A 24,071-nucleotide genomic window follows, 5' to 3' on the forward strand; every position below is an offset into this window, starting at 1 on the left:
GAATAATTTTCCATCCCATTAAATCAAATATTTTTTGCTTGTCTATTGTTATATTAGCTTTTTATACCCAATACCCAATACAGTCAATAGACTTATATCATCCGATACGGGCACCATAGGTATACAGTCCAAACCAAAACCAAGCGTATAGAAACTGAGATCAGTTTCTATAGACTCACTGGTGAATAAACCTTGTTTGATTCCTTTATAGCTGAGCAACGATTCAAAGGCCAACTCAGTACTAAAATATTCTACCCACTGGCGTCCTATTAATGCACCCAACCCAACAGCACCCCTGGAATAAGTACAAGGCGCATGGCAATATATTTTTGGATGTTCGACGTCAAGAGGGACGTATCCTAATTGGGCCTTAATACCTGTATAAAAAAAACGCTTTGAATCTTGATGGATAGACCCTGGTCTAATCATAAAAGATGATGCTTGATGCGTAAAAGTTAAACTTATTATTACAGCAGAGATGAATGGTTTAAAACGGCACATAAAAAGGCGCATAATATTTTTTATTAAAAACAAAATAGATAATCTATTAAAACAAATTTTTCTTACAAAAATTTTCTATCCTACTGAATGGTCTTTCATCCAATGAATAGTCAACGTTCATCTGAAATAAAATAGGATTATTTATATAAAACTCCAAGCAACAGCCATACAACTGTGGTATCAAAAGATTAAATAATAGGATAATTGCTGCTCTGCAAGAAATGATTAAATCTTATGACCAGCTTTATAGAAAAAGGGTTAGCCTTTAACAATAGATAAAAGCTAACCCTTAAGTGAAACAAAGAAAAAAGTAACATATTTAACCTGAAACACTACGTCAAAAAGAACGAGATCTAAACCGATTAAAATTTGTGTTTTTTCTAAATGGCTTTTTTACTTCTTTTTCTACTGGATCATTGTGAATAATACGCCAGAGCCTCCTTTCTTGGGGAGAAGAAATCATAGACAAAGCAAAGCCTGTAGCACCGGCTCTACCGGTTCTACCAATTCTATGGGTATAATCTTCAGCAGCTTGGGGAAAATCATAGTTGATTACATGCTTGATATGATCAATATCTAATCCCCTTGCAGCCACATCAGTTGCTACAATAATAGTATAATGCTTATTTCTAAAGTCCTTTACGACGCGCTTCCGTTGGTGTTGTTTTAATCCGCCATGAATGGCGCAAACTTTAAAATTTGCTTGCTGCAATTGATAACTAATGCTATCTGCCTTTACTTGTGTTCTTACGAAAACAATAATAGATCCTTCCCGTTGATTAAGTTGCTCCAATAAAACTTGGAACTTTGCAGCTTCTGGCACATAAAGAGATTCTTCCTCTATGTTTTTAGGTTCACCATCAGAAACTTCTACATTAATCCGTGCCGGTTGTCTTAAATAGGAGCCAGCCAATCGCTCAATATTTCTATCCAAGGTAGCCGAAAACATCAATGTTTGTCGCTCTATGGGCAAACGCTTAATAATTTTATCTATTTGAATAGAAAAACCCATATCCAACATTCGGTCGATTTCATCCAATACCAAAAAAGTGGTACGGTGCAAATGGAGCGAACCTCTACATAGATGATCTTCTACACGACCAGGTGTACCTACAATAATATTAGGGTTCGTACGCAAACGCATTAATTGCTTGCCAATGGGCTCACCTCCTATTAACAATACCGTACGCAAATGGGTACAACCACGGACCATACTCGATATCACACCTGCTACTTGTTCAGCAAGCTCTCGTGTGGGGGCCAATACAAGTACACTCGCCTCAGGCCGATCCATAAGCTGTGCAACTACAGGTATAGAAAAAGCAGCTGTTTTTCCACTACCTGTTTTAGAAGACCCTAAAATGTCTTGGCCGGTCAAAGCTACTGGAATCACTTGGTCTTGAATAGCAGTAGGACAATCATACTGCATCTTAGCCAACGCTCCCAAAAGAGCTGATGGCAAATTATATTTTTGAAAAGTATTACTCAATGTATATCTAAAGTATAATATTAAAACTTAAATCATTCTTCTTCTGTTTCTTACACATCAAGTACCTTAATGTTACTAGCCACTTCTTTGCCTCTATCGCTGGTTATTTCAAAACCTACTGATTGACCTTGGTCTATCATGCTTACTCTAGACGCCACAAGGGCACTTATATGGACAAAAACATCTTTACCTCCATTTACTGGCTTTATAAATCCATAACCTTTGGCTGGATCAAACCATTTTACTACTCCTTCCATCATGGAAAACAAAAAAACTATTGTTAAAAATTAAACGCAAAGCGCTTTAACCTATCTTTTACTTATAAAATTGTTAAATAAGCAACCTATAGGCACCTTAACTTAAGGTTATATAAAAACGCGTGGTGCAAGTTAAATATTTTTATTCAAAAAATAAAACTTTTCTTACCAAAATGGCATACAATTAAGCAAGCAGAGGCTATATTGCTATGGATAAAAAAAGCTATTCAAACTTTTCAACTAAACAAAATTTAGTTTTTTTAAAAAATTTTGAATCAATATAGGTTTAGGCAAAATTTGAATCTGTGAAGGATTAAATGCTACTAAAGAAAATTGATAAAATAGATCGTTGGCTGCTTGCAAAAAAGCTGGGGTAATCTCGATCTTATGAAATTTTACCAATAACTTCTGATGGGTTAGCAAATGAGCGTGTTCTTTTTCAAAGGTAGTAATGGATAAGTGATGGCTTTTAGCTAACCTAAACAAAGGGTCTTCCATCTGATCTACCAGCAAGCGCTGTTTATTTTCTAACAAATAAAAATCATACATGCCTTGCCAAATATCTTTTTTTATACGTTTTTTCATATATATGACTTCCTTATACTGCAAAATAACATAGTCAAAATAACGGATTCGCTTATGTAGTTTATTGGTCTTAACAGGCAATATTTTTTGTCTGTCGGTATAGAAAGCCAGACAATAGCTGTTGAAAATACAGGTAGTACAAAAAGGAGCTACTGGGGTACATTGGAGTGCACCAAAATCCATAATCGCTTGACTGTAGGTGTCGGGTTGTATAGGATCTACTAATAGGGTGGCAAACTGATGCATTTGTTTTCTACCTTGGGATGTACCTATATCATAGGCTAACCCAAAAATACGTGCCAATACACGGTAGACATTTCCATCTACAGCAGCTACTACTTCTTTAAAAGAAACGGCAGCAATCGCTGCGGCTGTATAAGGGCCTACTCCCTTCAATGTAAGGAGTGATCGGTAACTAGTAGGAAAAACGCCATTATATTTTTCAACAATGGTTTGGGCACAATGATGTAAGTTACGGGCTCTGCTATAGTAACCCAATCCCTGCCACAAACGGAGCACATCCTGTTCTGTAGCACGGGATAATGCGACTACAGAAGGATATTGGGCAATGAAACGCTCATAATAGGGGAGCCCTTGCACAACTCTTGTTTGTTGCAAAATAATTTCTGATAACCATATCTTATATGGATCTTTAGTAGTACGCCAAGGCAAACAACGCTGATGTAACTTGTACCAAGCAAGCAATAACCTACGAAAAATAAGATGGCTAATGGTATTGATTAACATAGACGATACCATAATGGAAAGTGTAGTGCATATTTTATTATATTTGACAATTATTATATTTGGCAAAAAGTTACTACTGTAGACTGAATAATTCATAGCCATTGCGCAATATAGGCAAGCATAGACAAATTTAAGCGGGGACAAGCCATTTTTTATGTGTATAAATAATATCCTTGCAACGACAAGCTTCAGCAAAGAAAAACATACTATGCCTTTACAATTAACCAATCCACTTGTTTTTTTAGACTTAGAAACTACAGGTACCAATGTGGTACACGATCGCATCGTAGAAATTGCAATGATTAAACTTATGCCCAACGGCAACCGCTTGACTTTTTACAAAAGAATCAATCCAGAACAAGCTGTTCCTATTGAATCTAGTTTAATCCATGGCATTTATACGGAAGATCTAAAAGACAAACCAACGTTTAAACAAATAGGAAAAGAATTAATTGCCTTTTTAAAAGGCGCTGACTTAGCTGGTTTTAATCTGCTCCGCTTTGATATACCTATATTAGTAGAAAGCTTTTTACGGGCAGAATTAGCGTTTAAAGTAGAAACCCGTAAAATTGTAGATGTTCAAAAGCTTTTTCACTTAATGGAAAAAAGAACCTTAAAAGCAGCTTATCAATTTTATTGTAAAAAGGAACTAGAAGGGGCTCATAACGCTATGGTAGATATAGAGGCTACTTTAGAGGTACTTATGGAACAAATAAAAAGATATGAAAATCAGCCAGTAGTAGATTCATTAGGCAATCCATTGGGTATCATAAAAAATGATGTGGCTACCCTACATCATCTAACCAATACCAACATGGTGGATTTTGCAGGTAGAATAGTCTACAACGAGCAACATATACCCATTTTTAATTTTGGCAAACACAAAGGGAAAAGTGTATCAGAGGTACTAAAATTGGAGCCTTCCTATTATAAATGGATGATACAAGGTGATTTTCCTTTGGATACCAAGCGAAAATTAACCCAAATCAAAATGGGTATAATAGCCTAAATAGTCGGCCCTGAAATACCATATAATTATTTGTTAATCAGCAAATAAATGGTTAAATTTATATATGGTTAATAACCAGTTTTTAGGTTGTTTTGTATAAAAAGCTTGCAAAATAAGGATGAAATCTAAGAAAATAAATAATAGCCTTGAGCGTTTGTTTGAGCAACGCTTATCTAGTTTTCTCAACCCGAAACATCCATTATTCCAGTTATCTGATTCGATTCCTTTTCACTCCTTAGCATCAGATTTAGACCGCGGTTTTAGCTATGGACCTGGTCAACCTCCTTTGCCTATTCGTTTAATTATAGGTCTTCTCATTATCAGTCATATGTATAATATTTCTGATGAACAAGTAGTGGTTAGATGGGTAGAAAACCCTTATTGGCAATACTTTTGTGGATATGATTATTTTCAGTTTAAGATGCCTTGTAACCCCAGTTCATTGACCCGTTGGCGCCATAGATTAGGTCAAGAAGGTCTCAATAAGATTTTATCTATGACTATAGACTTAGCGCTAAAAAAAAAGTAATGACCCGAAAAGAACTTGAAAAAGTTATAGCTGATACTACTGTAATGGAGAAAAATATCCGTTACCCAACTGACTCTTCTTTGCTTAATAAATCCAGAGAAAAATTGGTCAGTATAGCCAAGAAAACAGGTATTAAACTGCGTCAAACTTATCAGCGTTTAGGTCTATCTATCAAACGTAAAGTTGATTGCTATGCTCATGCTAAACAGTATAAACGTTTATCTAAAGGCAATTAAACAATTAAAAACCTATCTTGGTAGAGTAGTCAGAGATGTAGAACGTTCTATACAATCCTCTGATGATCTAATACGGAATCTAATTTACCAATCTACTATCTATAAAGTAAAAACTTATAAACCAATCAAAAAAAGTAAAGATAAAATTTATAGCATCCATGAACCATCCGTCTACTGTGTAAGTAAAGGTAAGTCTAAACATCCTTATGAGTTTGGTTGCAAGGTACAATTTACAGTAACGCATAAAAAAGGTTTAATTGTTTCAACAGAAGCAATACATCCTAATGCTTACGATGGCCATACTTTGCAGAAGAGTTTATTACAAGCCGAGCAATTATCTGGTACCAAAGTAAAGTATGCTTTTGTAGATAAAGCCTACCGGGGTAATAATATACCTGTTAGTGAATGTAATATATTTATAAGTGGTTCTAAAAGGGGAATAACGCCTGCTCTAAAAAAAGACTATAAAAAGAAGATCTTCTATTGAACCGCATATTGGTCATATGAAATCCGATGGTAAATTATCTGTTAACTATTTGAAAGGTATTCTAGGAGATAAACTTAACGTTATTTTATGTGCTATTGCTCATAACCTACGACTGATTACAAGAAAGTTATTCTTAACACACTCACAATCACATAAATTAAAACCTATATAATTAAAATTCTTAATCCAAAACCAGTTATACCTATATCTTGGGTAGGAAAAATAGAGCGCCTGCTAAACCATAAATATTGTAAAAAAAGATCCATTCAATAAATTTATTCAAAAATAATATTTCAGGGCCGACTAAGTAGAGTGGTAATATCCATAAAATTATAGTACAATGGCTTAAAAAAAAGGATAGGCTAAAAATCGGATTCTCTATATTAAACCAGTACAAAAACAGATTGCTAGGCATATAAACTGCAAGGAACATTAGCCAATATAGACCAATAAACCATCTTGGAATAGATTTTACTTTTTTAGAAATATCATAAAAAATGGGTAACCTATCAAAGAAGCTGATAAAAATAGTTGAAATATAAGCCAATACCCATGATTGGTAATACACCCTAGAAAATAGGCCATAAGATTAGAGATGGTAGTATAAACGCCTACAGATACTATGGTAATATGGCTAGGTATTAGATTTGATAAAGTAATTTTTCTATTTTCCCAAGCGTTTTTAATAGCTTCTTTTCGTTCCGATCGTTTCCGGAAATTTTCTTGTTGTATTTGTCTAAAGGTGTTATCTGGCTTAACCCAACCTGTATCTTCCGGCTGTTTCAACAGATAATGGGCTGCCATCATGGCTAATCCATTGGCCAACATAGCAAGAAAAGAACCATCTATACCAGTTGTGCATTTAATCCATTTGTTCCAAGTTAAAATAAATAATATACCTGTAGACATACCGATCAAAGCCGTACGAGAGGTCCCTTGAAACCCAAAAATAGCTAATATAAAAGGAGCTGATACTATAGGTACCTGGAAAGAAAGGGACCAATACATTAATTTTAAGAGATCTTTACAGCGAAAAGCTAGTAGCATAGACAACAGGCCCACGACTAGTGTAGTACATCTAGCTATTTTAAGTTGACAGGAATTAGTTATTTCTTTATCTTTTTTTATGGTTCTCACTATATCATGGCCAACGATAACAGCAGAAGCATTTAAGAAAGAATCAGCTGTAGACATGGACATAGCAAGTAAACCAATGGAAAGAAAACCTATGAAAAATAGGTGAAATATGAGAGATTATATATGGCCAAATCTTTTCTTTTGGTAAATCTGGGACCCCTAAAAAAACAAATAGACCAACTAAAATTATAAAGAACTTTATAATAAAATAAAAAAGAGTAGCGTATGAAAAAACTTCTTTGGCTTGACTGGGACCAGAAGACATATAGACCCGTTGTATAATTCCAGAATTTATATAGGACGCAAAATTAGATAGAAGCAGTAGAAATAGACCTAACTGTTTCTTAAACTGAAATACGTTACTAAACTGAAACTTATCGTGGCTTTGTAGAATAGTACCAATTTCTGAAACTGACTTCCCTGTTTTCGTAAAAACAAACCAAGCTAGAAGAGGAATAATAATGGAAAAGGTTAAAAACTGAAATACATCTGTATAGGTAACCGCACGAACACCTCCAAAGGTAGAATAGAAAATAAGAAGTAAAGTGGCGCAAACAGTAATTACATCTGGGTCAATCGATTCCAAACATATACTATATAGTGTCGTCATAAGAAGTTAGCCCATAGATGGATACATCTAATTTGGACAGCTGCCAAGAATGATGCTGTGTTTTTTGCATACCTAGTGGAGATTCCTCTCCATTGCTTAATTTTGAGAAACATATTTTCAACAAGATGTCGGAATTTATATAGATTTTTGTCAAAATCACGCTTTATTTTTCTGTTTTTTTGGGAGGGATAACAGGAACAATACCTTTTTCTCTAGCATATTTAATGATTTTATCAGTATCATAGGCGCGGTCTGCTAACAAATGCTTTGGAGTTATCCCTTCAATAAGATATGTAGATTGGCTACAATCAGCTCTGGTACCTTCTGTGATAATAGCTCTGACCGGCATACCAGACGCATCCACGGCCAAATGTAGCTTCGTATTAAGCCCCCTTTTGTTCGACTCATAGATTGGTTTCCTCCTTTCGCACCCGTTCCATGCATATGTACTTTTATATAAGTAGAATCAATCATAAGCCATTTAAAATCAGGATTATTAATTAGTCTCTCTAAGATCCTTTCCCATATACCATTATCTCTCCAGCGAGAAAATCTACGATGGGTGTTTTTCCAATCCCCATAGCTAGATGGAAGATCACGCCAAGGAGATCCTGTACGTAAAATCCAAAATACTGCATTAATAAACAGCCTATTATCTTTGGCAACAGCTCCCCAACCTCCTTGTTGACCTGGAAGTAGAGGTGATAAAATAGACCATACTTTGTCTGAAATATCATGACGGTGAATCCATTTAGACATCTTAGGAATATAATTGATCTTATTAACCTGAACTCTGGATTAGAATTATTGTAAACCAGTTGTATATATATTAGCTATAGCCGGTTTTTTCTCTTTTAGCCCATAAGCAGTAATACCAGCTATTAAATTGACAATAAAATTAAGGTATGCTTCTGTGTCTAGAGTGTTCTATTTGGCTAATATTTTTAAGCTGATCGATAATGGTTTCAATGATGGATCTCTTTCGAAGCATTAATTTATCCCATAATGTCATAAAAGCATTTTTCATATTTTTCTTGATATGGGTAATGAGCTCTATTCCTTTTTCCATAAGTTTTTCAAATAATTCTTTGCTGATATAGCCTTTATCCGAGAATACTTTACCGATTAAATTTTTGCTATAAACTTTTTGCAGGGAATCTATCCTTGACCCTACCTGGGGTAAGTGTAAAATTCATAATTTCACCTAAATCATTTACAATCAAATGTAACTTGAACCCAAAAAACCAGCCAGTCGTTGTTTTACCTTTAGTAGCTATTGATTTAAATACTTTGTTAGAACAAGTCCCTTTGTACCTTACAAACTTTAATGGCTGTTGAATCCATAAAATAACAACCTGTTCTTGTCTTAGAAAGACTATGCGTAAAGAAATACATAGGAACTAACGTTCTTTTTTACTAGTGATATGAATCTATTATTAGCTCACTAATGTTCTAAACTCACTTGAGTGAAATTGCTCTAAATGAATATAATACATCTTAAAATTTCTAAAACCTATTAGATGAAAAGCAATTAGTATAGTCATTATTTCGCTTAAGTTAAGAGAACAAGTTCTAGTGGGTTTTCTTGTGGGCTCTGTTAACAGCTTTTTCTCCATATAAGGCATAAATTTTATTAAAAACTCATCTACCATATAATATATTTCTACTAATTTGTCTACATTCATAAGCGGCTCCTTTAGTTTTTAGAGGTAATTTTCAATCACCTAAATTTAAAACTCAAAGAAGCTTCTTTATACGCAAATATGAAAATCTAATCCAGAGTTCAGGTTATTAATCTAAAAATATAATACGAACTACAAACCTAATATACAAAATATTTCATGACGACACTATCTAATAGCCTGGGACATTACGATTACTTGCCCTGTAATAGTAACAATGGAACTACAGATACTAACTAAAGCAATAACAATTCTTGAATATCTACCATAGACACTTCCTATCGTATCTGCTATAGAGAAATGTTGCATAAATGGCCCCATACGCAATACTAACCTACCAAATAACCAATACCCAAAAACGTTTAAAATATTAAACATTATCCACCATAAGCCAAGATCATACACACATTCTACATTACGCACCAGACCTCCACCACTATACGCAGTAGCCAATAACGTAGCTACCAAAGTAGCCGTAGAAAAATTTTTATTCCCTACTGCATATTCTCGAAAAGTAGTTTTTTTTCTACTAAAGTAAATTCCTACTACAAGCGTTAACAACAAAAAAGCCCCTACTATCACAATAGGCATATTCAAGAATATCATATATAAAATGATTAAAAAGGGTATATAACCTACTATACATATGGTATAATTTATGGTATAAATATTTTGTTCTAAAAATCAAAATATGGAATCACATTTGTTACCTACTTCAGATAGAAAACCTACTAGAAGATGTTCACTGACTTTGAGCAGAATAATGACCATACTAATTGCTTTTCATGTAATTGGCTTTAGAAATTTTAAATCTAATCATCTTCATTTACAATAATTTCATTCTGATGAAGACTCCATTATGGGAAATATTGTTGTGGTAAAACAGCTATACAAACTTGGAACGATAGTAAAAATTAGTGTTTGAAAAAAATAATCAAATCGCATATATTAAAGGAACGTCTGACAATCTAAACTTAAACGACAACTATAAACTATAATTTTTTACTGTCTGTAAGATTAAATCTTGATTTCTACAGATGCTTTTAAAATGTATGGCACTTGAAAAAATTTGTAGATATTATATTACCGCTACCTATTAAAGCTTTAACTTACGCTATTCCTTCTAATTACCAAGATAGTTTAGAGATAGGTAGTAGTGTACTTGTACCATTGCGTAGCAGCAAACTCTTGCTTGGGATTGTAATCCGCTGCCATACTATCCCTCCCTCCTATCCTACTAAAGATGTATTAGCCATCTTATATACAACCCCTTTATTTACAGCTCAGCAATTGGCATTCTTAGCATGGATGGCCGATTATTACCTATCTAATCTTGGTGAAACGGTATCAATGGCATGGCCTAAAGTACTTCACAACATAGGGTTTCAACAGAAGGAGGCTATGGGAGGCCATACACTATCTGTAACCGAACAAACTATTTTAACTGCGCTACAGCACCAATCTTTATCTTATAGATCTATTGTCTCATTAATAGGGCAAAAAGATACGAATAAAGCACTTATAACACTGCTGTCTAAAAGATTGGTAGCGGCAATCGTCGAGACTGGGATTGATCCAGTAGAGAGGGACAACCACTACGTTACCCTTTCCCCCACTATCCACTTAGATCCATTTACCATCACCAAACTAGCACCACGATCACCGAAACAACAAGCGCTTTTAGCCCATTTTTTACCCAATAAAGAAGATGTGCCTCTATATATTTCTAAAGAAGTATTGTTAGGCTATTCTAAATCAGCTTTTCATGCATTATACAAAAAAGGGATTTTGATAAAGACAGATCCTCCTCAGTTAGCTCCATCAACTTTTACGGCACCCTGTAGACCATTATCTACTTTAACAGCCCATCAAAAAAACGCACTTATAGAAATTGAAAAGCAATTTGCTCAAAAAAAAACGGTACTATTATATGGTGCTATAGGAAGTGGCAAAACAGAGTTGTATATGCATCTGATTGCATCTGCACTCTACCAACAAAAACAAGTATTGTTTTTAGTACCAGAAATAGGTCTAATAACGCATATAGTAGAACGCATCAGACCTTTTTGGGGAGAATGGTTGGTGGTGCACCACTCAAAACAATCGAATAAAGAACGTTTAAAGACATGGGCACGCTTGCTAAACCCAGCTGCATTATTAGTTATAGGCACACGGTCTGCCCTTTTACTGCCTTTTAAAGCGTTACAACTGATTATTATAGATGAAGAACACGATCAAGCCTACAAACAGACCGATACAATGCCTACCTACCATGCACGAGAGAGTAGCATTCTATTGGCACAACAACATCAAGCAAAAGTTTTACTGGGTTCAGCGACCCCTTCTATAGAAAGCTACTACAACGGCCAAACTGGTAAATATGGGTTGGTAAGATTAAGCCATAGATTTGGTACAGCAGGACAACCCAAGTTGTTTTTTATTGACCTAAACATAGAAAAGAAACGTAACGCTATGCGAGAAAATTTTTCTCTAACGTTACTATCTAAGCTTGAAAAGAACCATATGGAAGGTGGTCAAGCAATGATTTTTCAAAACAGAAGAGGATATGCACCATACTTTTTATGTGCAGCTTGTGGATGGATCCCACGTTGTCTCACTTGCTCGGTAAGTCTTACCTACCACCAAGCATCGAATCATCTCCACTGTCATTATTGTGACTATACTAGGCCTCCTTTTTCAACGTGCGACCATTGTGGATCGAAACAGCTACAGAATATAGGCTTTGGTACAGAAAAATTAGAAGAGAGCTTGCAACTTATATTCCCAAAACAAAAGATTGGTCGGATGGATTTAGATAGCACGAAGGGAAAAAATAGTTACCAATCTTTATTGAAAGAGATAAACGATGGATCAATAGCTATTTTAGTGGGTACACAGATGATGGCCAAAGGATTGGATTTTGCCAATATGCGCCTTATAGGTATACCCGATATAGATGGGTTGCTTTACTTTCCTGATTTTAGATCCAATGAAAAATGTTTTCAACTGATTACGCAGTTAGCGGGAAGAGCAGGTAGACGTCACAAACAAGGCAGTGTATTTATTCAAACCAGACAGCGTCATCATCCTTTATTTGAATATTTATCTAATGGTGATTATGAAGGAATGTATCATAGTGAATTAAGAGAAAGAAAGCGGTTTTTATATCCTCCTTACGTTAGACTCATTAAACTACGTTTAAGTGGTATAGATGCATCTACCTTACAATTAGGGGCCATCAAATTGAAAGCAATATTAGAAAAAAAACTTGAAGGTATGGTACTAGGCCCTCAACAACCGTTAGTGGGTAAGATCAGGAATTATTTTTTATTAGATCTATTATTAAAAATACCCAGTAAAAATTTAAGTACATTGCACCGTATAAAAGAGGATGTAAGAAATGGTTGCAAATATATGCTAAGTAAAACACCCTATAGCAAAATCAAAATAGTATTGGATATAGATCCGATTTAATGGGTAATTCGTAGAAACTCGTCGCACTAAATATAGTTCTGTTGCGTATAAACGGAACAGAAGAAGTTAATTCACCCTGCATTGCAAATACAGGGCTTAAGATTACGGCATGAATGCCTTAGCCACAGCTAGTTTTCGACTTGAAAGTCTCCAAGTTTATCTTCTATTTATCCATGTCTATCAACATAATCCTTGATCATTTGATCTGTAACAGTACTAGAATTTCTTACAAACAGATTACTTTTTTACAAAATTGAACCTTTAATTGCGAAATATATTGAAACGACGCACTGCAAGTACGGGGTTTTTCTCCCAAAGTGGGACAATAAATTAAAACCACTAAGATTGGTTCAATTTAAACCTTTTTTGGAGCCATCTGGGTAGAAAAACAACCCCTAAAATCAGGTAAAGATAGAAAACAGTTATACGCCATAATGACATAATTGGTAAGGCATAGTCCCCTAAAATAGGTTCAAAAAATTGTTGAAACAAAAGTTCAGCAATGCCACTTCCACCTGGCAAAGCAGGCACCAACATCAAGGTCCACATGACTACCTGTTTGCCGAAAATAGCCAAATGCTCACCAAAAGAAATAGGAAAATAGGCACCAATTAAACAATTTAATAAGCTATATCGAACCGTCCAAACTAAAAAGGTACAAAACAACATTTTACACCAAAAAAGAAGACTTTTCCCTCTAAATTCATCTGAAGTAACCATAATATCTTTACTAAGCTGATAGGCCGATCGACGCCATCGCTTTAGGAAAGGTATACTGGTCACGTAGATTAAAATCCACTTTAACAACCTAGGGTTTATGAAGACACCAATGGCCATTACGCAATTATACAGCAAGAAAAGAATATAAATAATAAGAAAAAAGCGCTTCATGCTACTACAGAATGAGCCTGCCATAGCAAAAATGGGATCATATACTCCTCCCAAACCAAATGAACCTGCTAAAAGAAAGAAAAAATTATCCATCATCCCCAGCACTACAATATAGGCCATAGATCTACCCAGTGATAATCCTTCTTTAGATAGAAGAAAAATAGCTACCAACCCTCCTCCTACTACAGATGGGGTTACAGCAGTTCCAAACTCCCAAAGAATAGCTACATAAAAACAACTTGTCCAACGCAAGCTACCATTGCTTAAGACGCGTAACCTATATATATGGCCAACCTCTCGTAACAGAATAGCCAGGAAAGCCATATAGAGATATTTCCAATTAGGGTTACGCAGCAATGTAACTGTTTCACTTGAAATTTTACCAGATCTATAAAATAGAAATAGGGTAAAAGCTAGTCCAGCCAATACAGGAAACCATACTTTTTTAACATTTAATGTTTTAGGTGGATCTTGCGCATCCATCTGGGTCTGATTGTTCATTTAAGTTGATTCAGATAATTCTATAGAAGCCGTTATGCCTTTTACAGAGGGCACCCTGAAATAATTTGAATCACTACTGGGTGCAAGTGCTAAGGCTTGTGCATGGGAAAGTGAATTCGATACCACATCTGAACGGAGACTACTAGATTCTAGTTTAGAAGGTTTTTCTGCCAGCATAACATTATCGTCTACATCTAGCTCATCTAATTGTTCTACCCAACCTACCATTGCATTCAAGTCATGGAGCATTTTTTCTCGCTCATGTGGCGGCAATTCAAGCCGACAAAGATAGGCCAATTTATTTAAAAGATCGTCATCAATGATCATATATACTTTACATAAAAAGTTTAACAAATACTAAAGTTCGTTTATAAAACAATTAAAAAAAATAGCCATACCATGGTATATGGGCAACTATGCCGCAACAATAGATGGATACTACCTGCCTGTTACATCGCTTCTATGCTATACTATTTATCCGTGTAATAACAATTGAACTACAATATCATTCCGTTGAGCACAGTCCAATGGAACCCTACGATCTTTATCTTGTAGATCGGTACGTGCACCTCCATCTAAAAGCACTTGCACTACGTCTATATTTCCGTACCCCACTGCATAATGCAGTGGGGTACGGCCATCTTTATCTTTTTGATTGGGATTTAATCCTAATTGCAATAAGTACGCAACCATTTCATTACTACCTTTATCAGGTCCACTCTTAGCAGCCCAGTGCAACAAAGTTTCACGATGCTGGCATGGAATGGATTCTAGTTTTAAATCCATTGCTTTTTGAATCAATGCTTTCATAGCAAGTATATGCCCCTTCTTATATGCCCAATCTAAAGGGGTAAAATGATTACGATCTAAGGCATCTACCTTTGCTCCTTTCTCAAGCAACTGTTTGGTAATAAGACCATCTTTATCGCAATAGCCAGCCCAATGTAAAACAGTATTGCCATATCGATCTTGAACATTAGGATCTGCACCTCCATGCAAATAGCCACAGACTTTTTCAAACTCACTGTTTTTAACGGCTACCATTAAAGGAATTAGCTCAGATGATGCAGCAGCCCTTTGGCGGCAGTTGCTAGCTGTCAAAAAGCTACAAATCATAATAAATAAAGGTAGATATTCCATATGGTAGACCAATAGCAGATGGATTAGTAGACCAAAGATAGTCGAACAGATCGAATTATAGAGCCACTGGATAGATTGCCTACAGAGGCAAATAAAAAGAACTAGCAAAGATCGACGACCTCTACTTCAAATAGTAGAATTGAATTTTTAGGAATAACCCCTACACTGTTAGCGCCATAGGCTAAAATAGATGGTATAAATAAACGTGCTTTTTCATGCTTTTTGAGCAATAACAAACCTTCTTCCCATCCTTGAATAACACGACCTTCACCTACTTGAAATTCGAAGGGTTTATAATCCCTTTTTGGAGTATAAAGGTTATTGGCCTTAGCAACCTCTTCTACGCTGGTATCAAAAATAGTACCATCCAATAGCCTACCCGTATAATGGACTTTAATGGTCTGACCCTTTGCTACAGAAATACCTTGAGAAGGTTGGTCAATTATATAAAAGAGACCGGAATCGGTCGAAGAAGCTTGAATATGATGGGTAGTTAAATAATCTGTAATAAGCTGCTTGTCTTTGGCTAATTGCGCACTACGAGATTGCGCTACCATTTGACTATACTCTTGATCGGTCATAATTTTATTTAATTTAATATCAATTAACAATGTATCCTCTTGGCTTAAGTTATGATGCTTTAAAAGTTGTGCCAATCGGGCTGGATCTTCTTCTTCGAAATAGTATTGGGGGGTGCATTTAAAAATCACTCGCTGCTTTTCTTGCATCATACCTATCATCTCAGCTATTCTCTTATTTTTTAACTGAAAATTATTGTCAAATGGACATATATATTCATGTTGATTGATCCATATGCTTTCCTTAGGATTTCCCCCGTTTGCTTCTTTTCTATGGATGACTTTCATAGTAATAAAGCCTTGAATCCACTGGCCATCTTGTATTTTTTTTCCACTACTTTTCTTGCCTATGGTTTTATAAGAAAGACCAGATGGCGTGGTTACAAAAGGATAGCCATAGCAATGGTATTGATGATTGTAACAGACTAATCCCAAAGATAGTACCAATGCGGTACATACTATTCTGCGTTTCATACGATTGTATCAATAATTAAAGGCAAAACTCTTGCAATATTTTTTCAAACCGATCTACCGTTTCAACTAAACTCAAATGAGAAACCCCTCCTGCAGCATTTTTATGTCCTCCACCATTAAAATATTTTTTAGCAATTAAGTTGGCTGGCAAATCACCAACAGAACGGAGAGAAAGATATACCGTGTCATCCTTTTCTTTTAAAACAGCAGCTAAAGATATGTCTTTTAGGGAAAGCGCATAATCGACTAATCCTTCCGTATCACCACTCTTTAATTCGTACCTTTTATAATCCTCTTTTTGAATAACAAAATAAGCTACATGTAACGACGGCAGCACAACCAACCGTTGACTAACTGCAAAACTAAAAAAATGCAACCTATTCAGAGATTTATTGTCATAAATAAGCCGTTGAACGTTAAAGGGATCTACACCATATTCTATCAAATCCGCTGCAATACGATGGGTAACAGCCCTAGTATTTGGATTTTTAAAGGAGTTGGTATCAGTAACCAGACCAGCATATAAGCAAGTGGCAATAGCAGGGGTTATCTTTTCTTTCTGTTCCAATGCTTCAAAAATTTGAAACAGTACCTCTGAACTGGCCGCTGCTTGGGAATCCCATAATAAAAGATCTGCAAAATTTTCTGGTTCTATATGGTGGTCAATAATAATCTTAAATGCATCAGGTTGCTTCAATAGATAGGCCCATTCATCCAAGCGACTAATGGCAGAAAAATCTACACAAAATAGTAGATCTATATCTTGCATTTGGGCCAACAAGGCATCCTGCGTACAATGGGCTGCTACTATTACGGTATCTACACCGGGAAGCCAAGATAAAAAAGTAGGGTATTCCGTTGGGGCAATTACACGAACAGCATGGCCTTGTTCTCTTAAAAATAAAGCCAAAGCTAAGGAGGTACCTAGTGCATCTGCATCAGGCCTAGCATGCATCAGTACGGTAACTTGCTTAGGACTAGCCAACTGTTCCTTTAAAATAGATGTATCGTACATATAACAAGCAATCTAATAAAAATTAGTGATATAGAAAAATCAATTTGATAGTAAAAATAATTATTGAAACCATAATAGATAGAGCACTACACACTGCTTTCTTTATTATATCAAAGCGATAGATAAAAGATTAACCTCGCTACGTTAGAAAGGATAGAGATGGTTCAATAATGTATAATAATTGGCTTACTCCACTTTATATCTTTCATCCTTAACTTGTACCAATTCTTCCATAGTCTTAAGAAAGTAATAAGGCTGCATCCACTGCTCTATCTGGTGCATTTTTTGATTATGCTTTTCTTGGGTAACTGCCTCCTTATCTCTCTGCTTTACAGAGGCAATAAAGATCCCTGTCTCATCTACAATCGGATCACTGATTACATTTAACCCTAAGCCAAAGCATTTTCCTACAAAAGCTTGGTTCTGCTTAAGATGAGGGGGATTATCGTCTAATAACCGCAATCGATCTACCGATTGTACGGCTATACCCTCACCATATGCTTCTGCTATATCTTGTAAGGTAAGCCCATCCACTTGTTTTAGTTTATTCAAAATTAACTTGGATTTTTCTTGATGCAACACTTTTTGATAGACTTTGTGGTGGACCGAGTCTAAAGGAAGCAAATCCCCTACTTTAACCTGGTCTACCATCACGCCCAATAGATAAGCATCTCCCAAATCAAAAAGGGGAGAAACCTTCCCTACAGCTCCCTTATTGTACAACCAACAAACTACTTTTCGAGCAGCTGCATGGATACCAATTGTGTAATCTGATGGCACTACCCTCTCTTTCTGAACGGTTAAGTGGCCATTAGCAGCTAATGTTTCCAAATCAGCCAAACTTTTGACTTGATCGGCAAGATGGGCTACCTGCTTAAAATGGGTATTACGGGTATGGTCACTGATTATTGGCTTTTTCTCAATAACGGCTATTTCATAATGGCCTTGCTCTTCTTTTACCAACTTATACAGGGTATGGAAAGCATTATTGACAACAGGTCCTACTACCATACCCTCTTTTAGGGTATGCCTTATGGTGGTAAAGGCATCCGGCAATCCATCAGCTGTACAGCTCAAACTAGTATCTGTAAGATGGCCATCTGTTTGCTGTTTAGCAAAGCTATAAGGATCTGTTGTAGTAGAAAATTGCATTATAAGTGAACTTATTTCATTCTGAAAATCAGAATTATCTTTTTCACTTGGCTGAATAGGAAAAGTAATATACTGAATGGTTCTGCTTTCTGATGAAGCAGTATAATCGTTTTTATGGGCAGCCATATAGTCCCGTAATTGCTGATTGGTAATTGGAATCAAATCATCTTGGACCAAAGTAAAAGGAATGTGCAAATAATCTACATCACAAAATAGGCCAGCACGCTGTGCAGCTTGCGCTTCTTCTAATTCAGTAACAAAACAACTGTGTACCATAAGCTGGTGTAACTTATGTTTGGCTCTTTCCAGCATGATTTTTTTTTCATGGGCAGACCACCATTCTTGTCCACTTTTAGATTTAGATAACCTGTTAAGAAAGGTCAATAATTTTTGTTTATCGAATGCAGCAGTTTGAGGATCTTTAAAATATGCTATAAGCGATGGATGAATATGGTCTCCCTGTACCAAATCAACTAGTTCACAATCACCTACCATAATCCCAACTTGGTTTATTTCCTTTGTATAGAGTATATCTTGAACCAATTGATGCCATGCATCATTCTTTAAACGCATTTGCGCTTCTTGAGTTGGCTGCTTACCTGGACTGACCACATTATGACAAATTTCTTCATAAACCTTACGGTAATCCATATAGCTGATTTTTTTACCCAATAGCCTACCAATTTGATCTTTACCACTGAAAAAATGGGGCACAATACGGGCGAGCTCACTACCCAAAAATAGAACCAACAAAAAGAGGACAACTATAACGACAAAACGATTGCCCGTCTTTCTAATCTTTTTAAGAATTGCCATCTATACAAGCGGTTTAATTTAAATTCTTTTCTGCACAAAATATAGCTAAGGATCATGCAAATTTACTGCCTAATAAAATAGGATCAAAATAGAGCATGAATAGAACGTTTCGTTATTCATGGGTAAGTTACCTTAATAGCCCTTTGCGTTGCAATACAGTGGTCAAAAATTTAATCTCATTATCTCCATGAAAAATTTTAAATGGAAGATAAAAAAACTGAACCTTAGATAATACCAATAGAAAATATCCTTTTTTTTTATAAGCCTTTGTAATATCCATCCATGCTATAGACATTGCTTGTTTTGAATTGATCTGCATCATAAGATGTTGGCTATTGATTTCATAAGCTATACGTTCAAACATAGCACGATTGCCATCTAGATGGGTAAGTCCATAAAATTGAATCAGCCAAAAAATTAAATATCCAATAAAAAATAGCAGTCCAACCAACACAAACCAGATCGTCTTTATAAAAAAGGTACTACTCATAAAAAGAACAAGCAAGGGAAAAATCCACCACTGCATGCGTAAAATATTTTGTATCCCTAATTTTATATAAAGGTTACTAGGTATTTTATATTTTTTTGTCTTGATAATCATAATTTTTAAATAAAACTACTACCCAATAGGTTGCATAACCTATGTAGCCAAACGATTTAAAATATGTGGTGAATATAATGATTTTAGCTATAACTTAAGTATATTGCCTGAGCTTACTTGCTACAATAGAGTGACCATAAAACCAAAAATATATGTTTGCTACATTATCATTATCAGATCATAACATTTCCATCACTACTTTAGCGATCCACCAGAGTAGTGGTGCAGGGGGTAACCCAACAACGCCTCCATTTTGGTTGGCGATACCTTTTGTCGTTTTATTATTGATGATTGCTACAGGACCGGTTTTTTTTGCCAATTTTTGGCATAAACATTACCCAAAAGCAGCGATATTGTTGGCTACGTTCGTTATGGCTTACTACTGTATAGTGTTAGAAAACAAAATTAAGCCTATAGAAGCAGCAGCGGAATATGTACAATTTATGGCACTGATTACTGCTTTATATGTTGCAACTGGCGGTATTGCCATTCAAGTAAACGCACGTGCTACCCCACTGGCAAATATAGGTCTACTCTTTATGGGCGCTTTGTTGGCCAATTTAATCGGTACAACAGGCGCGTCTATGCTTTTTATACGTCCTTATCTAGGATTAAATAAAACACGCATTAAGGCCTATCATATTATCTTTTTTATCTTTATAGTTAGCAATATAGGGGGCGCATTAACGCCTATTGGAGATCCTCCTTTATTTCTAGGTTTTTTAAAAGGGGTGCCTTTCAAATGGACTGTAATACATCATAGTTTGCCTTGGTTAGCAGCTATTTTGATGCTATTGTCTATCTTTTACTTTTTTGATAGAAACAATAAAGTGGCACTGGATTGTAGGGTATATCCTGGGACTTTATCTATTACAGGCAGTAAAAATCTAATTTGGTTGACCATGGCTATTGGCGCGGTTTTTTTAGATCCAACTATTTTTGCTTGGTTGCCTACTATTGACTACCATGGCCATTCTATTTCATTTGTACGTGAATTGATCATGTTGACCATAGCGGCACTTGCATACCATACTACAAATAGACAAATATTGCAATCGAATGGATTTAGTTTCACCCCTTTAAATGAAGTATGTTTAATTTTTATAGGTATTTTTGGTACTATGATTCCAGCACTTGAATTAATTGGGAAATTTGCTGCATCTGAAATGGGCAAATCGTTGATTACACCCAATACTTTATATTGGGGAACAGGGCTTTTTTCTTCTGTATTGGATAACGCACCTACTTACTTAAACTTTGTAGCGGCTAGCATGGCCGCACAAGGTGCTAATATTGAACTTATAGCTAATGTACAAGCATATGCGGCAGGTGGCATCTACCCCGATTCAGTGATTGGACTTAAAGCCATTTCCTTGGCTTCCGTTTTTTTTGGTGCCATGACCTATATTGGAAACGGTCCCAATTTTATGGTTAAGTCTATTGCTGAACAAGCAGGTATCTCTATGCCTGCTTTTGGCCACTATATCTTTCGATTTTCTATGCCTATTTTGCTGCCTGTACTTTTTATAGTTTGGCTAATTTTCTTGGCACCATAAAGGGTAGGGATTAATCTAAACGCATCGCTGTATATTATCTAAATGAATCAAATAGTAAACAGGGTATTTGCTTTGTTTCTAATGATTAGCCTATGCTTATCCCTATTATTTGTGCAAGAAAAGCATACTAATTTGGTATGCAAGGATATAGCAGTATCCATTAAGGCTTATCCAGGCCAATCTCTTATAACGGTTCAAGAGGTCCTTGATCTTTTACAAACAACACATCCTATCGCCTTACAAAAGACACGCCTAAAAAAGATCGACACTTACGCCATACAAGATCAATTGAAGAGACATCCGCTTATAAAAAATGTATTGGTCTATAAAACTTGGAATGGCGTTTTAACAGTTTCCTTAGAAACCAAATACTTTATTGCGCGTACCATTGGCCTAATGGAATCAAATGATAGAGACGCCTATATAGACGAAAAAGGTGCCTTGATTGCACCAAAAGGTCTACCGTGTCTTCGATTGCTTGTTATAGCTGGTAAAAACATAATTACAAAAAAAAGAAAGCTGGCCCATAAGGGATTACTGGAACTATTACACTACATGCATAGGGATCCTTTTTGGCGAAGACAGATAACAAGCTTACAGGTAAAAGATAATGGTAAAATCATACTGGGCAGCCAAATAGGTGGACATCAAATAGAATTTGGGAAAGCAGAAACCATAGAGGAGAAGTTTCAAAAACTACGGCTTTTCTATAGCCAGGTTATACCTTATAAAGGGTGGAACGCATACCATCGTGTAAATTTAGAATTTAAACATCAACTAATTTGTCAATAATTTAAAGCTTTTTCCGCCTTTTTGATAAGGTGGCTACAAGCCCCAATAAGAACGCATGCGATTAAAACAACTTACCGCATGAAGGAGGTAATGGTGGTAGCTTACCAGCCAATAGCGCAGACCATGGTGCAATCTTAAAAATCTTACGGCGTCCAGTAGCGCCACGTACTAAGGTAATATGGCTTTTAGCGATACCAAACATTTGGGCCAATAGTGCAATAATGGCTTTATTGGCTTTACCCCCTTGAGGAGGAGCCATAATCCGAAGGTATAATATATATTTTTCGCCTTCACCTACCCAACCTTCAATTTTATCCTGATGACTTTTAGGCCTTGCATAAATATATAAAAAATATAAAGATGGATTTGATAAGGCCATTTGGGTTTCTGTATTAGACATCATTTATAAAATATTCTACAATCACCCAATTTATCTGTAGGGCCATTTGGAAATATTTTTTCATATTTTTCCTGGGTTTTCGTAAGAAAGGCTGATAAGCTGACGCTTTCTTTCCAAGGCAATGCTTTACGTAAGAAATAAGTATCTTGTGCTTTTGGTTCACATAAATTATAAGGAAACAAACCACCTCCTGACAACTTTCCTTGGTTCGTATCTATAGCCCTATTAAACTGCAACGTAACAACATTTCCCTCATGATCAGGTTTAGTGCCAATAATAGCTGTATGACCTTTTACTACATATATATCGCCTGGCTGGATTAACCTTAATTGTTGATCACTGATGTTTCCTTTTATCAAATGGGTAACTGGACCATAATGGTATACATTATTTTTATCATCATAGGATTTAATTATTTGGTTAGTATTCAAATCGTTAACTTGACCAGTAGTACAATATGTTGCTTTCCCTACAGCACTAGAGCAATCTTCTGGACCCAATAATAACTGATCTTCCAAATCAGGGCTAGAATAACTAGAAGAATCTGACGCATACCACCTGCGCTGACCACCATATTGGTAATCACCTATAAGGATCATAGTTCGTTGAGAAGCAAAAGGATAAGAATCAGGTACTAAATTATGTGGGAATTGAAAACCACGATCAAAAAAATGATACACTGTAGCCGCTGCAGGAATATTTATTGGATCTGGCTTTATACCTAAAGTAGCTGCAATGCTTATAAGCATTGCAGTGGTGACCGAAGGATTTTCATTACCCCAAAATACACTATCGCTGGGTGATTGTAAAATAGGCAAACCATCAACAGGGACAAAATTAGACAGGTTATGATATAATTTGTCTTGTTGTAAGTTAGCTATAAAGACTTCTTTTTGGCTTTGCACCCAGTCTAGAGCCATTGAGAGCTGCAGATAAGTTTTGTTAGACTTTACGGGAAATCCAATTTGTTCTACATGAACAGTCTTTAGATAATTATTTATTGCTTGACTGGTATGACAATGGTCTTTTAAGCCATTAATGATTAATTGTACTACCGTTTCTCCATTATGATCTTTCGTTTTTTCTTCAAGTTTCTTTTTAATAAGGGCTAATAATTTATTCTGAATATCTCTTATAGATAATTGCTTAGATCTGACCTGTGAAACCATATGTGCAACCGGCAATGTATTAATATCCTCTAATACTACTCTTCGATCTGTATGCGCATCATTCATACTATATTTATCCAATGTATTACAAGCAATAGCAAAGACCAATAGCAATAGACAGCAGGATCTATTGCATTTTACTAAAGCCTTGAAAGGGATCAATATAACATAGATAAATTGCCTTATGAATGGCTGTTTTTTCTGATTAACCATAATATATTTCATCATTTTCTAACGATATTG

General features: G+C 35.6%; 20 protein-coding genes and 4 pseudogenes. 6 read left to right on the forward strand and 18 right to left on the reverse strand.

Annotation, left to right across the window (positions count from 1 at the left end):
* Positions 1–48: 48 nt before the first annotated feature.
* The 4 genes from CHV_RS02260 to mutY form a co-directional block, all read right to left on the reverse strand.
* Positions 49–501, reverse strand: coding sequence for a hypothetical protein (locus tag CHV_RS02260; RefSeq protein ID WP_034576857.1), 453 nt, complete (start codon positions 499–501; stop codon positions 49–51).
* A gap of 337 nt (positions 502–838) precedes the next feature.
* On the reverse strand, positions 839–1,948 hold the full coding sequence (locus tag CHV_RS02265) for a DEAD/DEAH box helicase (protein WP_223245666.1): 1,110 nt from the start codon (positions 1,946–1,948) through the stop codon (positions 839–841).
* Positions 1,949–2,040: 92 nt separating this feature from the next.
* Positions 2,041–2,250: a cold-shock protein gene (locus tag CHV_RS02270; protein WP_014934820.1), complete on the reverse strand. Its 210-nt coding sequence runs from the start codon at positions 2,248–2,250 to the stop codon at positions 2,041–2,043.
* 237 nt (positions 2,251–2,487) lie between these two features.
* The gene (mutY, locus tag CHV_RS02275; protein ID WP_223245667.1) at positions 2,488–3,591 is read right to left on the reverse strand and encodes an A/G-specific adenine glycosylase; all 1,104 of its coding nucleotides are present in this window, start codon (positions 3,589–3,591) and stop codon (positions 2,488–2,490) included.
* A 196-nt stretch (positions 3,592–3,787) separates the two neighbouring features.
* On the opposite strand from mutY, the gene CHV_RS02280 reads away from it, so the two are divergent.
* The gene (locus CHV_RS02280) at positions 3,788–4,588 is read left to right on the forward strand and encodes a 3'-5' exonuclease (protein WP_034577106.1); all 801 of its coding nucleotides are present in this window, start codon (positions 3,788–3,790) and stop codon (positions 4,586–4,588) included.
* Between the two features lie 118 nt (positions 4,589–4,706).
* A pseudogene (locus CHV_RS05220) lies at positions 4,707–6,113 on the forward strand (IS5 family transposase).
* A 198-nt stretch (positions 6,114–6,311) separates the two neighbouring features.
* Here the strand turns inward: CHV_RS05220 and CHV_RS02290 are convergent.
* From CHV_RS02290 to CHV_RS02320, 5 genes and pseudogenes are all read right to left on the reverse strand, one after another.
* Positions 6,312–7,040 carry a sodium:solute symporter family transporter gene (locus CHV_RS02290; protein WP_084303086.1) on the reverse strand — a complete coding sequence of 243 codons (729 nt, stop codon included), beginning with the start codon at positions 7,038–7,040 and terminating at the stop codon, positions 6,312–6,314.
* Positions 7,021–7,587, reverse strand: coding sequence for a sodium:solute symporter family transporter (locus CHV_RS02295; protein WP_034576868.1), 567 nt, complete (start codon positions 7,585–7,587; stop codon positions 7,021–7,023). The genes CHV_RS02290 and CHV_RS02295 overlap by 20 nt, the downstream gene beginning before the upstream one ends.
* Positions 7,584–8,346 (reverse strand): annotated as a pseudogene (locus CHV_RS05225) (IS5 family transposase). The gene CHV_RS02295 and the pseudogene CHV_RS05225 overlap by 4 nt, the downstream one beginning before the upstream one ends.
* A 45-nt stretch (positions 8,347–8,391) precedes the next feature.
* Positions 8,392–9,272, reverse strand: a pseudogene (locus tag CHV_RS05230) (IS982-like element ISCca1 family transposase).
* Between the two features lie 165 nt (positions 9,273–9,437).
* Positions 9,438–9,875 carry an SLC5/6 family protein gene (locus CHV_RS02320; protein WP_130721324.1) on the reverse strand — a complete coding sequence of 146 codons (438 nt, stop codon included), beginning with the start codon at positions 9,873–9,875 and terminating at the stop codon, positions 9,438–9,440.
* A gap of 85 nt (positions 9,876–9,960) precedes the next feature.
* Between CHV_RS02320 and CHV_RS05570 the strand changes: the two are divergent.
* Together CHV_RS05570 and priA are read left to right on the forward strand one after the other, a co-directional pair.
* Positions 9,961–10,101: pseudogene (locus CHV_RS05570) on the forward strand (IS982 family transposase); the annotation flags it as partial.
* Positions 10,102–10,328: 227 nt separating this feature from the next.
* A complete protein-coding gene (gene priA, locus CHV_RS02325) occupies positions 10,329–12,743 on the forward strand; it encodes a replication restart helicase PriA (RefSeq protein ID WP_051602160.1) in 2,415 nt (804 codons plus the stop codon).
* A gap of 339 nt (positions 12,744–13,082) precedes the next feature.
* Here priA and CHV_RS02330 read toward each other — a convergent pair whose 3' ends face one another.
* The 7 genes from CHV_RS02330 to CHV_RS02365 all read right to left on the reverse strand — a co-directional run bounded on the left by CHV_RS02330 (position 13,083) and on the right by CHV_RS02365 (position 19,911).
* Positions 13,083–14,135, reverse strand: coding sequence for a lysylphosphatidylglycerol synthase transmembrane domain-containing protein (locus tag CHV_RS02330; protein WP_034576873.1), 1,053 nt, complete (start codon positions 14,133–14,135; stop codon positions 13,083–13,085).
* Positions 14,136–14,462 carry an Asp-tRNA(Asn)/Glu-tRNA(Gln) amidotransferase subunit GatC gene (gene gatC, locus CHV_RS02335; RefSeq protein WP_051602161.1) on the reverse strand — a complete coding sequence of 109 codons (327 nt, stop codon included), beginning with the start codon at positions 14,460–14,462 and terminating at the stop codon, positions 14,136–14,138.
* A gap of 147 nt (positions 14,463–14,609) precedes the next feature.
* The gene (locus CHV_RS02340) at positions 14,610–15,251 is read right to left on the reverse strand and encodes an ankyrin repeat domain-containing protein (protein ID WP_165393817.1); all 642 of its coding nucleotides are present in this window, start codon (positions 15,249–15,251) and stop codon (positions 14,610–14,612) included.
* A gap of 125 nt (positions 15,252–15,376) precedes the next feature.
* Complete coding sequence (locus tag CHV_RS04755; protein WP_051602162.1) at positions 15,377–16,327, reverse strand: FKBP-type peptidyl-prolyl cis-trans isomerase; 951 nt, start codon at positions 16,325–16,327, stop codon at positions 15,377–15,379.
* A 16-nt stretch (positions 16,328–16,343) separates the two neighbouring features.
* Complete coding sequence (locus CHV_RS02350) at positions 16,344–17,342, reverse strand: DHH family phosphoesterase (RefSeq protein WP_034576877.1); 999 nt, start codon at positions 17,340–17,342, stop codon at positions 16,344–16,346.
* Between the two features lie 186 nt (positions 17,343–17,528).
* On the reverse strand, positions 17,529–19,310 hold the full coding sequence (locus CHV_RS02355) for a SurA N-terminal domain-containing protein (RefSeq protein ID WP_051602163.1): 1,782 nt from the start codon (positions 19,308–19,310) through the stop codon (positions 17,529–17,531).
* A 127-nt stretch (positions 19,311–19,437) separates the two neighbouring features.
* Positions 19,438–19,911, reverse strand: coding sequence for a YcxB family protein (locus CHV_RS02365; protein WP_034576881.1), 474 nt, complete (start codon positions 19,909–19,911; stop codon positions 19,438–19,440).
* Positions 19,912–20,063: 152 nt separating this feature from the next.
* Between CHV_RS02365 and CHV_RS02370 the strand changes: the two genes are divergently transcribed.
* Complete coding sequence (locus CHV_RS02370) at positions 20,064–21,467, forward strand: sodium:proton antiporter (protein ID WP_034576884.1); 1,404 nt, start codon at positions 20,064–20,066, stop codon at positions 21,465–21,467.
* 42 nt (positions 21,468–21,509) lie between these two features.
* On the forward strand, positions 21,510–22,259 hold the full coding sequence (locus CHV_RS02375) for a cell division protein FtsQ/DivIB (protein WP_034576885.1): 750 nt from the start codon (positions 21,510–21,512) through the stop codon (positions 22,257–22,259).
* Positions 22,260–22,320: 61 nt separating this feature from the next.
* On the opposite strand, the gene CHV_RS04760 is transcribed toward CHV_RS02375, so the two are convergent.
* Both CHV_RS04760 and CHV_RS02385 read right to left on the reverse strand, forming a co-directional pair.
* On the reverse strand, positions 22,321–22,662 hold the full coding sequence (locus tag CHV_RS04760; RefSeq protein ID WP_051602164.1) for a DUF167 domain-containing protein: 342 nt from the start codon (positions 22,660–22,662) through the stop codon (positions 22,321–22,323).
* The gene (locus CHV_RS02385; protein ID WP_223245668.1) at positions 22,659–24,041 is read right to left on the reverse strand and encodes an RP439 family protein; all 1,383 of its coding nucleotides are present in this window, start codon (positions 24,039–24,041) and stop codon (positions 22,659–22,661) included. The genes CHV_RS04760 and CHV_RS02385 overlap by 4 nt, the downstream gene beginning before the upstream one ends.
* Positions 24,042–24,071 lie beyond the last annotated feature (30 nt).

Origin of the sequence: Cardinium endosymbiont cBtQ1 of Bemisia tabaci (assembly GCF_000689375.1) — a bacterium.
Taxonomy (GTDB): Bacteria; Bacteroidota; Bacteroidia; order Cytophagales; family Amoebophilaceae; genus Cardinium.

What these genes read in the sequence shown, in the direction of transcription:
- CHV_RS02385 (WP_223245668.1), bottom strand. Translation starts at nt 24,041, where the DNA reads ATGGTTAATCAGAAAAAACAGCCATTCATAAGGCAATTTATCTATGTT.
- CHV_RS02290 (WP_084303086.1), bottom strand. Translation starts at nt 7,040, where the DNA reads ATGTCCATGTCTACAGCTGATTCTTTCTTAAATGCTTCTGCTGTTATC.
- CHV_RS02280 (WP_034577106.1), top strand. Translation starts at nt 3,788, where the DNA reads ATGCCTTTACAATTAACCAATCCACTTGTTTTTTTAGACTTAGAAACT.
- gatC (WP_051602161.1), bottom strand. Translation starts at nt 14,462, where the DNA reads ATGATCATTGATGACGATCTTTTAAATAAATTGGCCTATCTTTGTCGG.
- CHV_RS02330 (WP_034576873.1), bottom strand. Translation starts at nt 14,135, where the DNA reads ATGAACAATCAGACCCAGATGGATGCGCAAGATCCACCTAAAACATTA.
- mutY (WP_223245667.1), bottom strand. Translation starts at nt 3,591, where the DNA reads ATGGTATCGTCTATGTTAATCAATACCATTAGCCATCTTATTTTTCGT.
- CHV_RS02375 (WP_034576885.1), top strand. Translation starts at nt 21,510, where the DNA reads ATGAATCAAATAGTAAACAGGGTATTTGCTTTGTTTCTAATGATTAGC.
- CHV_RS02340 (WP_165393817.1), bottom strand. Translation starts at nt 15,251, where the DNA reads ATGATTTGTAGCTTTTTGACAGCTAGCAACTGCCGCCAAAGGGCTGCT.
- CHV_RS02370 (WP_034576884.1), top strand. Translation starts at nt 20,064, where the DNA reads ATGTTTGCTACATTATCATTATCAGATCATAACATTTCCATCACTACT.
- CHV_RS02270 (WP_014934820.1), bottom strand. Translation starts at nt 2,250, where the DNA reads ATGATGGAAGGAGTAGTAAAATGGTTTGATCCAGCCAAAGGTTATGGA.
- CHV_RS02355 (WP_051602163.1), bottom strand. Translation starts at nt 19,310, where the DNA reads ATGGCAATTCTTAAAAAGATTAGAAAGACGGGCAATCGTTTTGTCGTT.
- CHV_RS02320 (WP_130721324.1), bottom strand. Translation starts at nt 9,875, where the DNA reads ATGATATTCTTGAATATGCCTATTGTGATAGTAGGGGCTTTTTTGTTG.
- CHV_RS02260 (WP_034576857.1), bottom strand. Translation starts at nt 501, where the DNA reads ATGTGCCGTTTTAAACCATTCATCTCTGCTGTAATAATAAGTTTAACT.
- CHV_RS02350 (WP_034576877.1), bottom strand. Translation starts at nt 17,342, where the DNA reads ATGTACGATACATCTATTTTAAAGGAACAGTTGGCTAGTCCTAAGCAA.
- CHV_RS04760 (WP_051602164.1), bottom strand. Translation starts at nt 22,662, where the DNA reads ATGATGTCTAATACAGAAACCCAAATGGCCTTATCAAATCCATCTTTA.
- CHV_RS02365 (WP_034576881.1), bottom strand. Translation starts at nt 19,911, where the DNA reads ATGATTATCAAGACAAAAAAATATAAAATACCTAGTAACCTTTATATA.
- CHV_RS04755 (WP_051602162.1), bottom strand. Translation starts at nt 16,327, where the DNA reads ATGAAACGCAGAATAGTATGTACCGCATTGGTACTATCTTTGGGATTA.
- CHV_RS02295 (WP_034576868.1), bottom strand. Translation starts at nt 7,587, where the DNA reads ATGACGACACTATATAGTATATGTTTGGAATCGATTGACCCAGATGTA.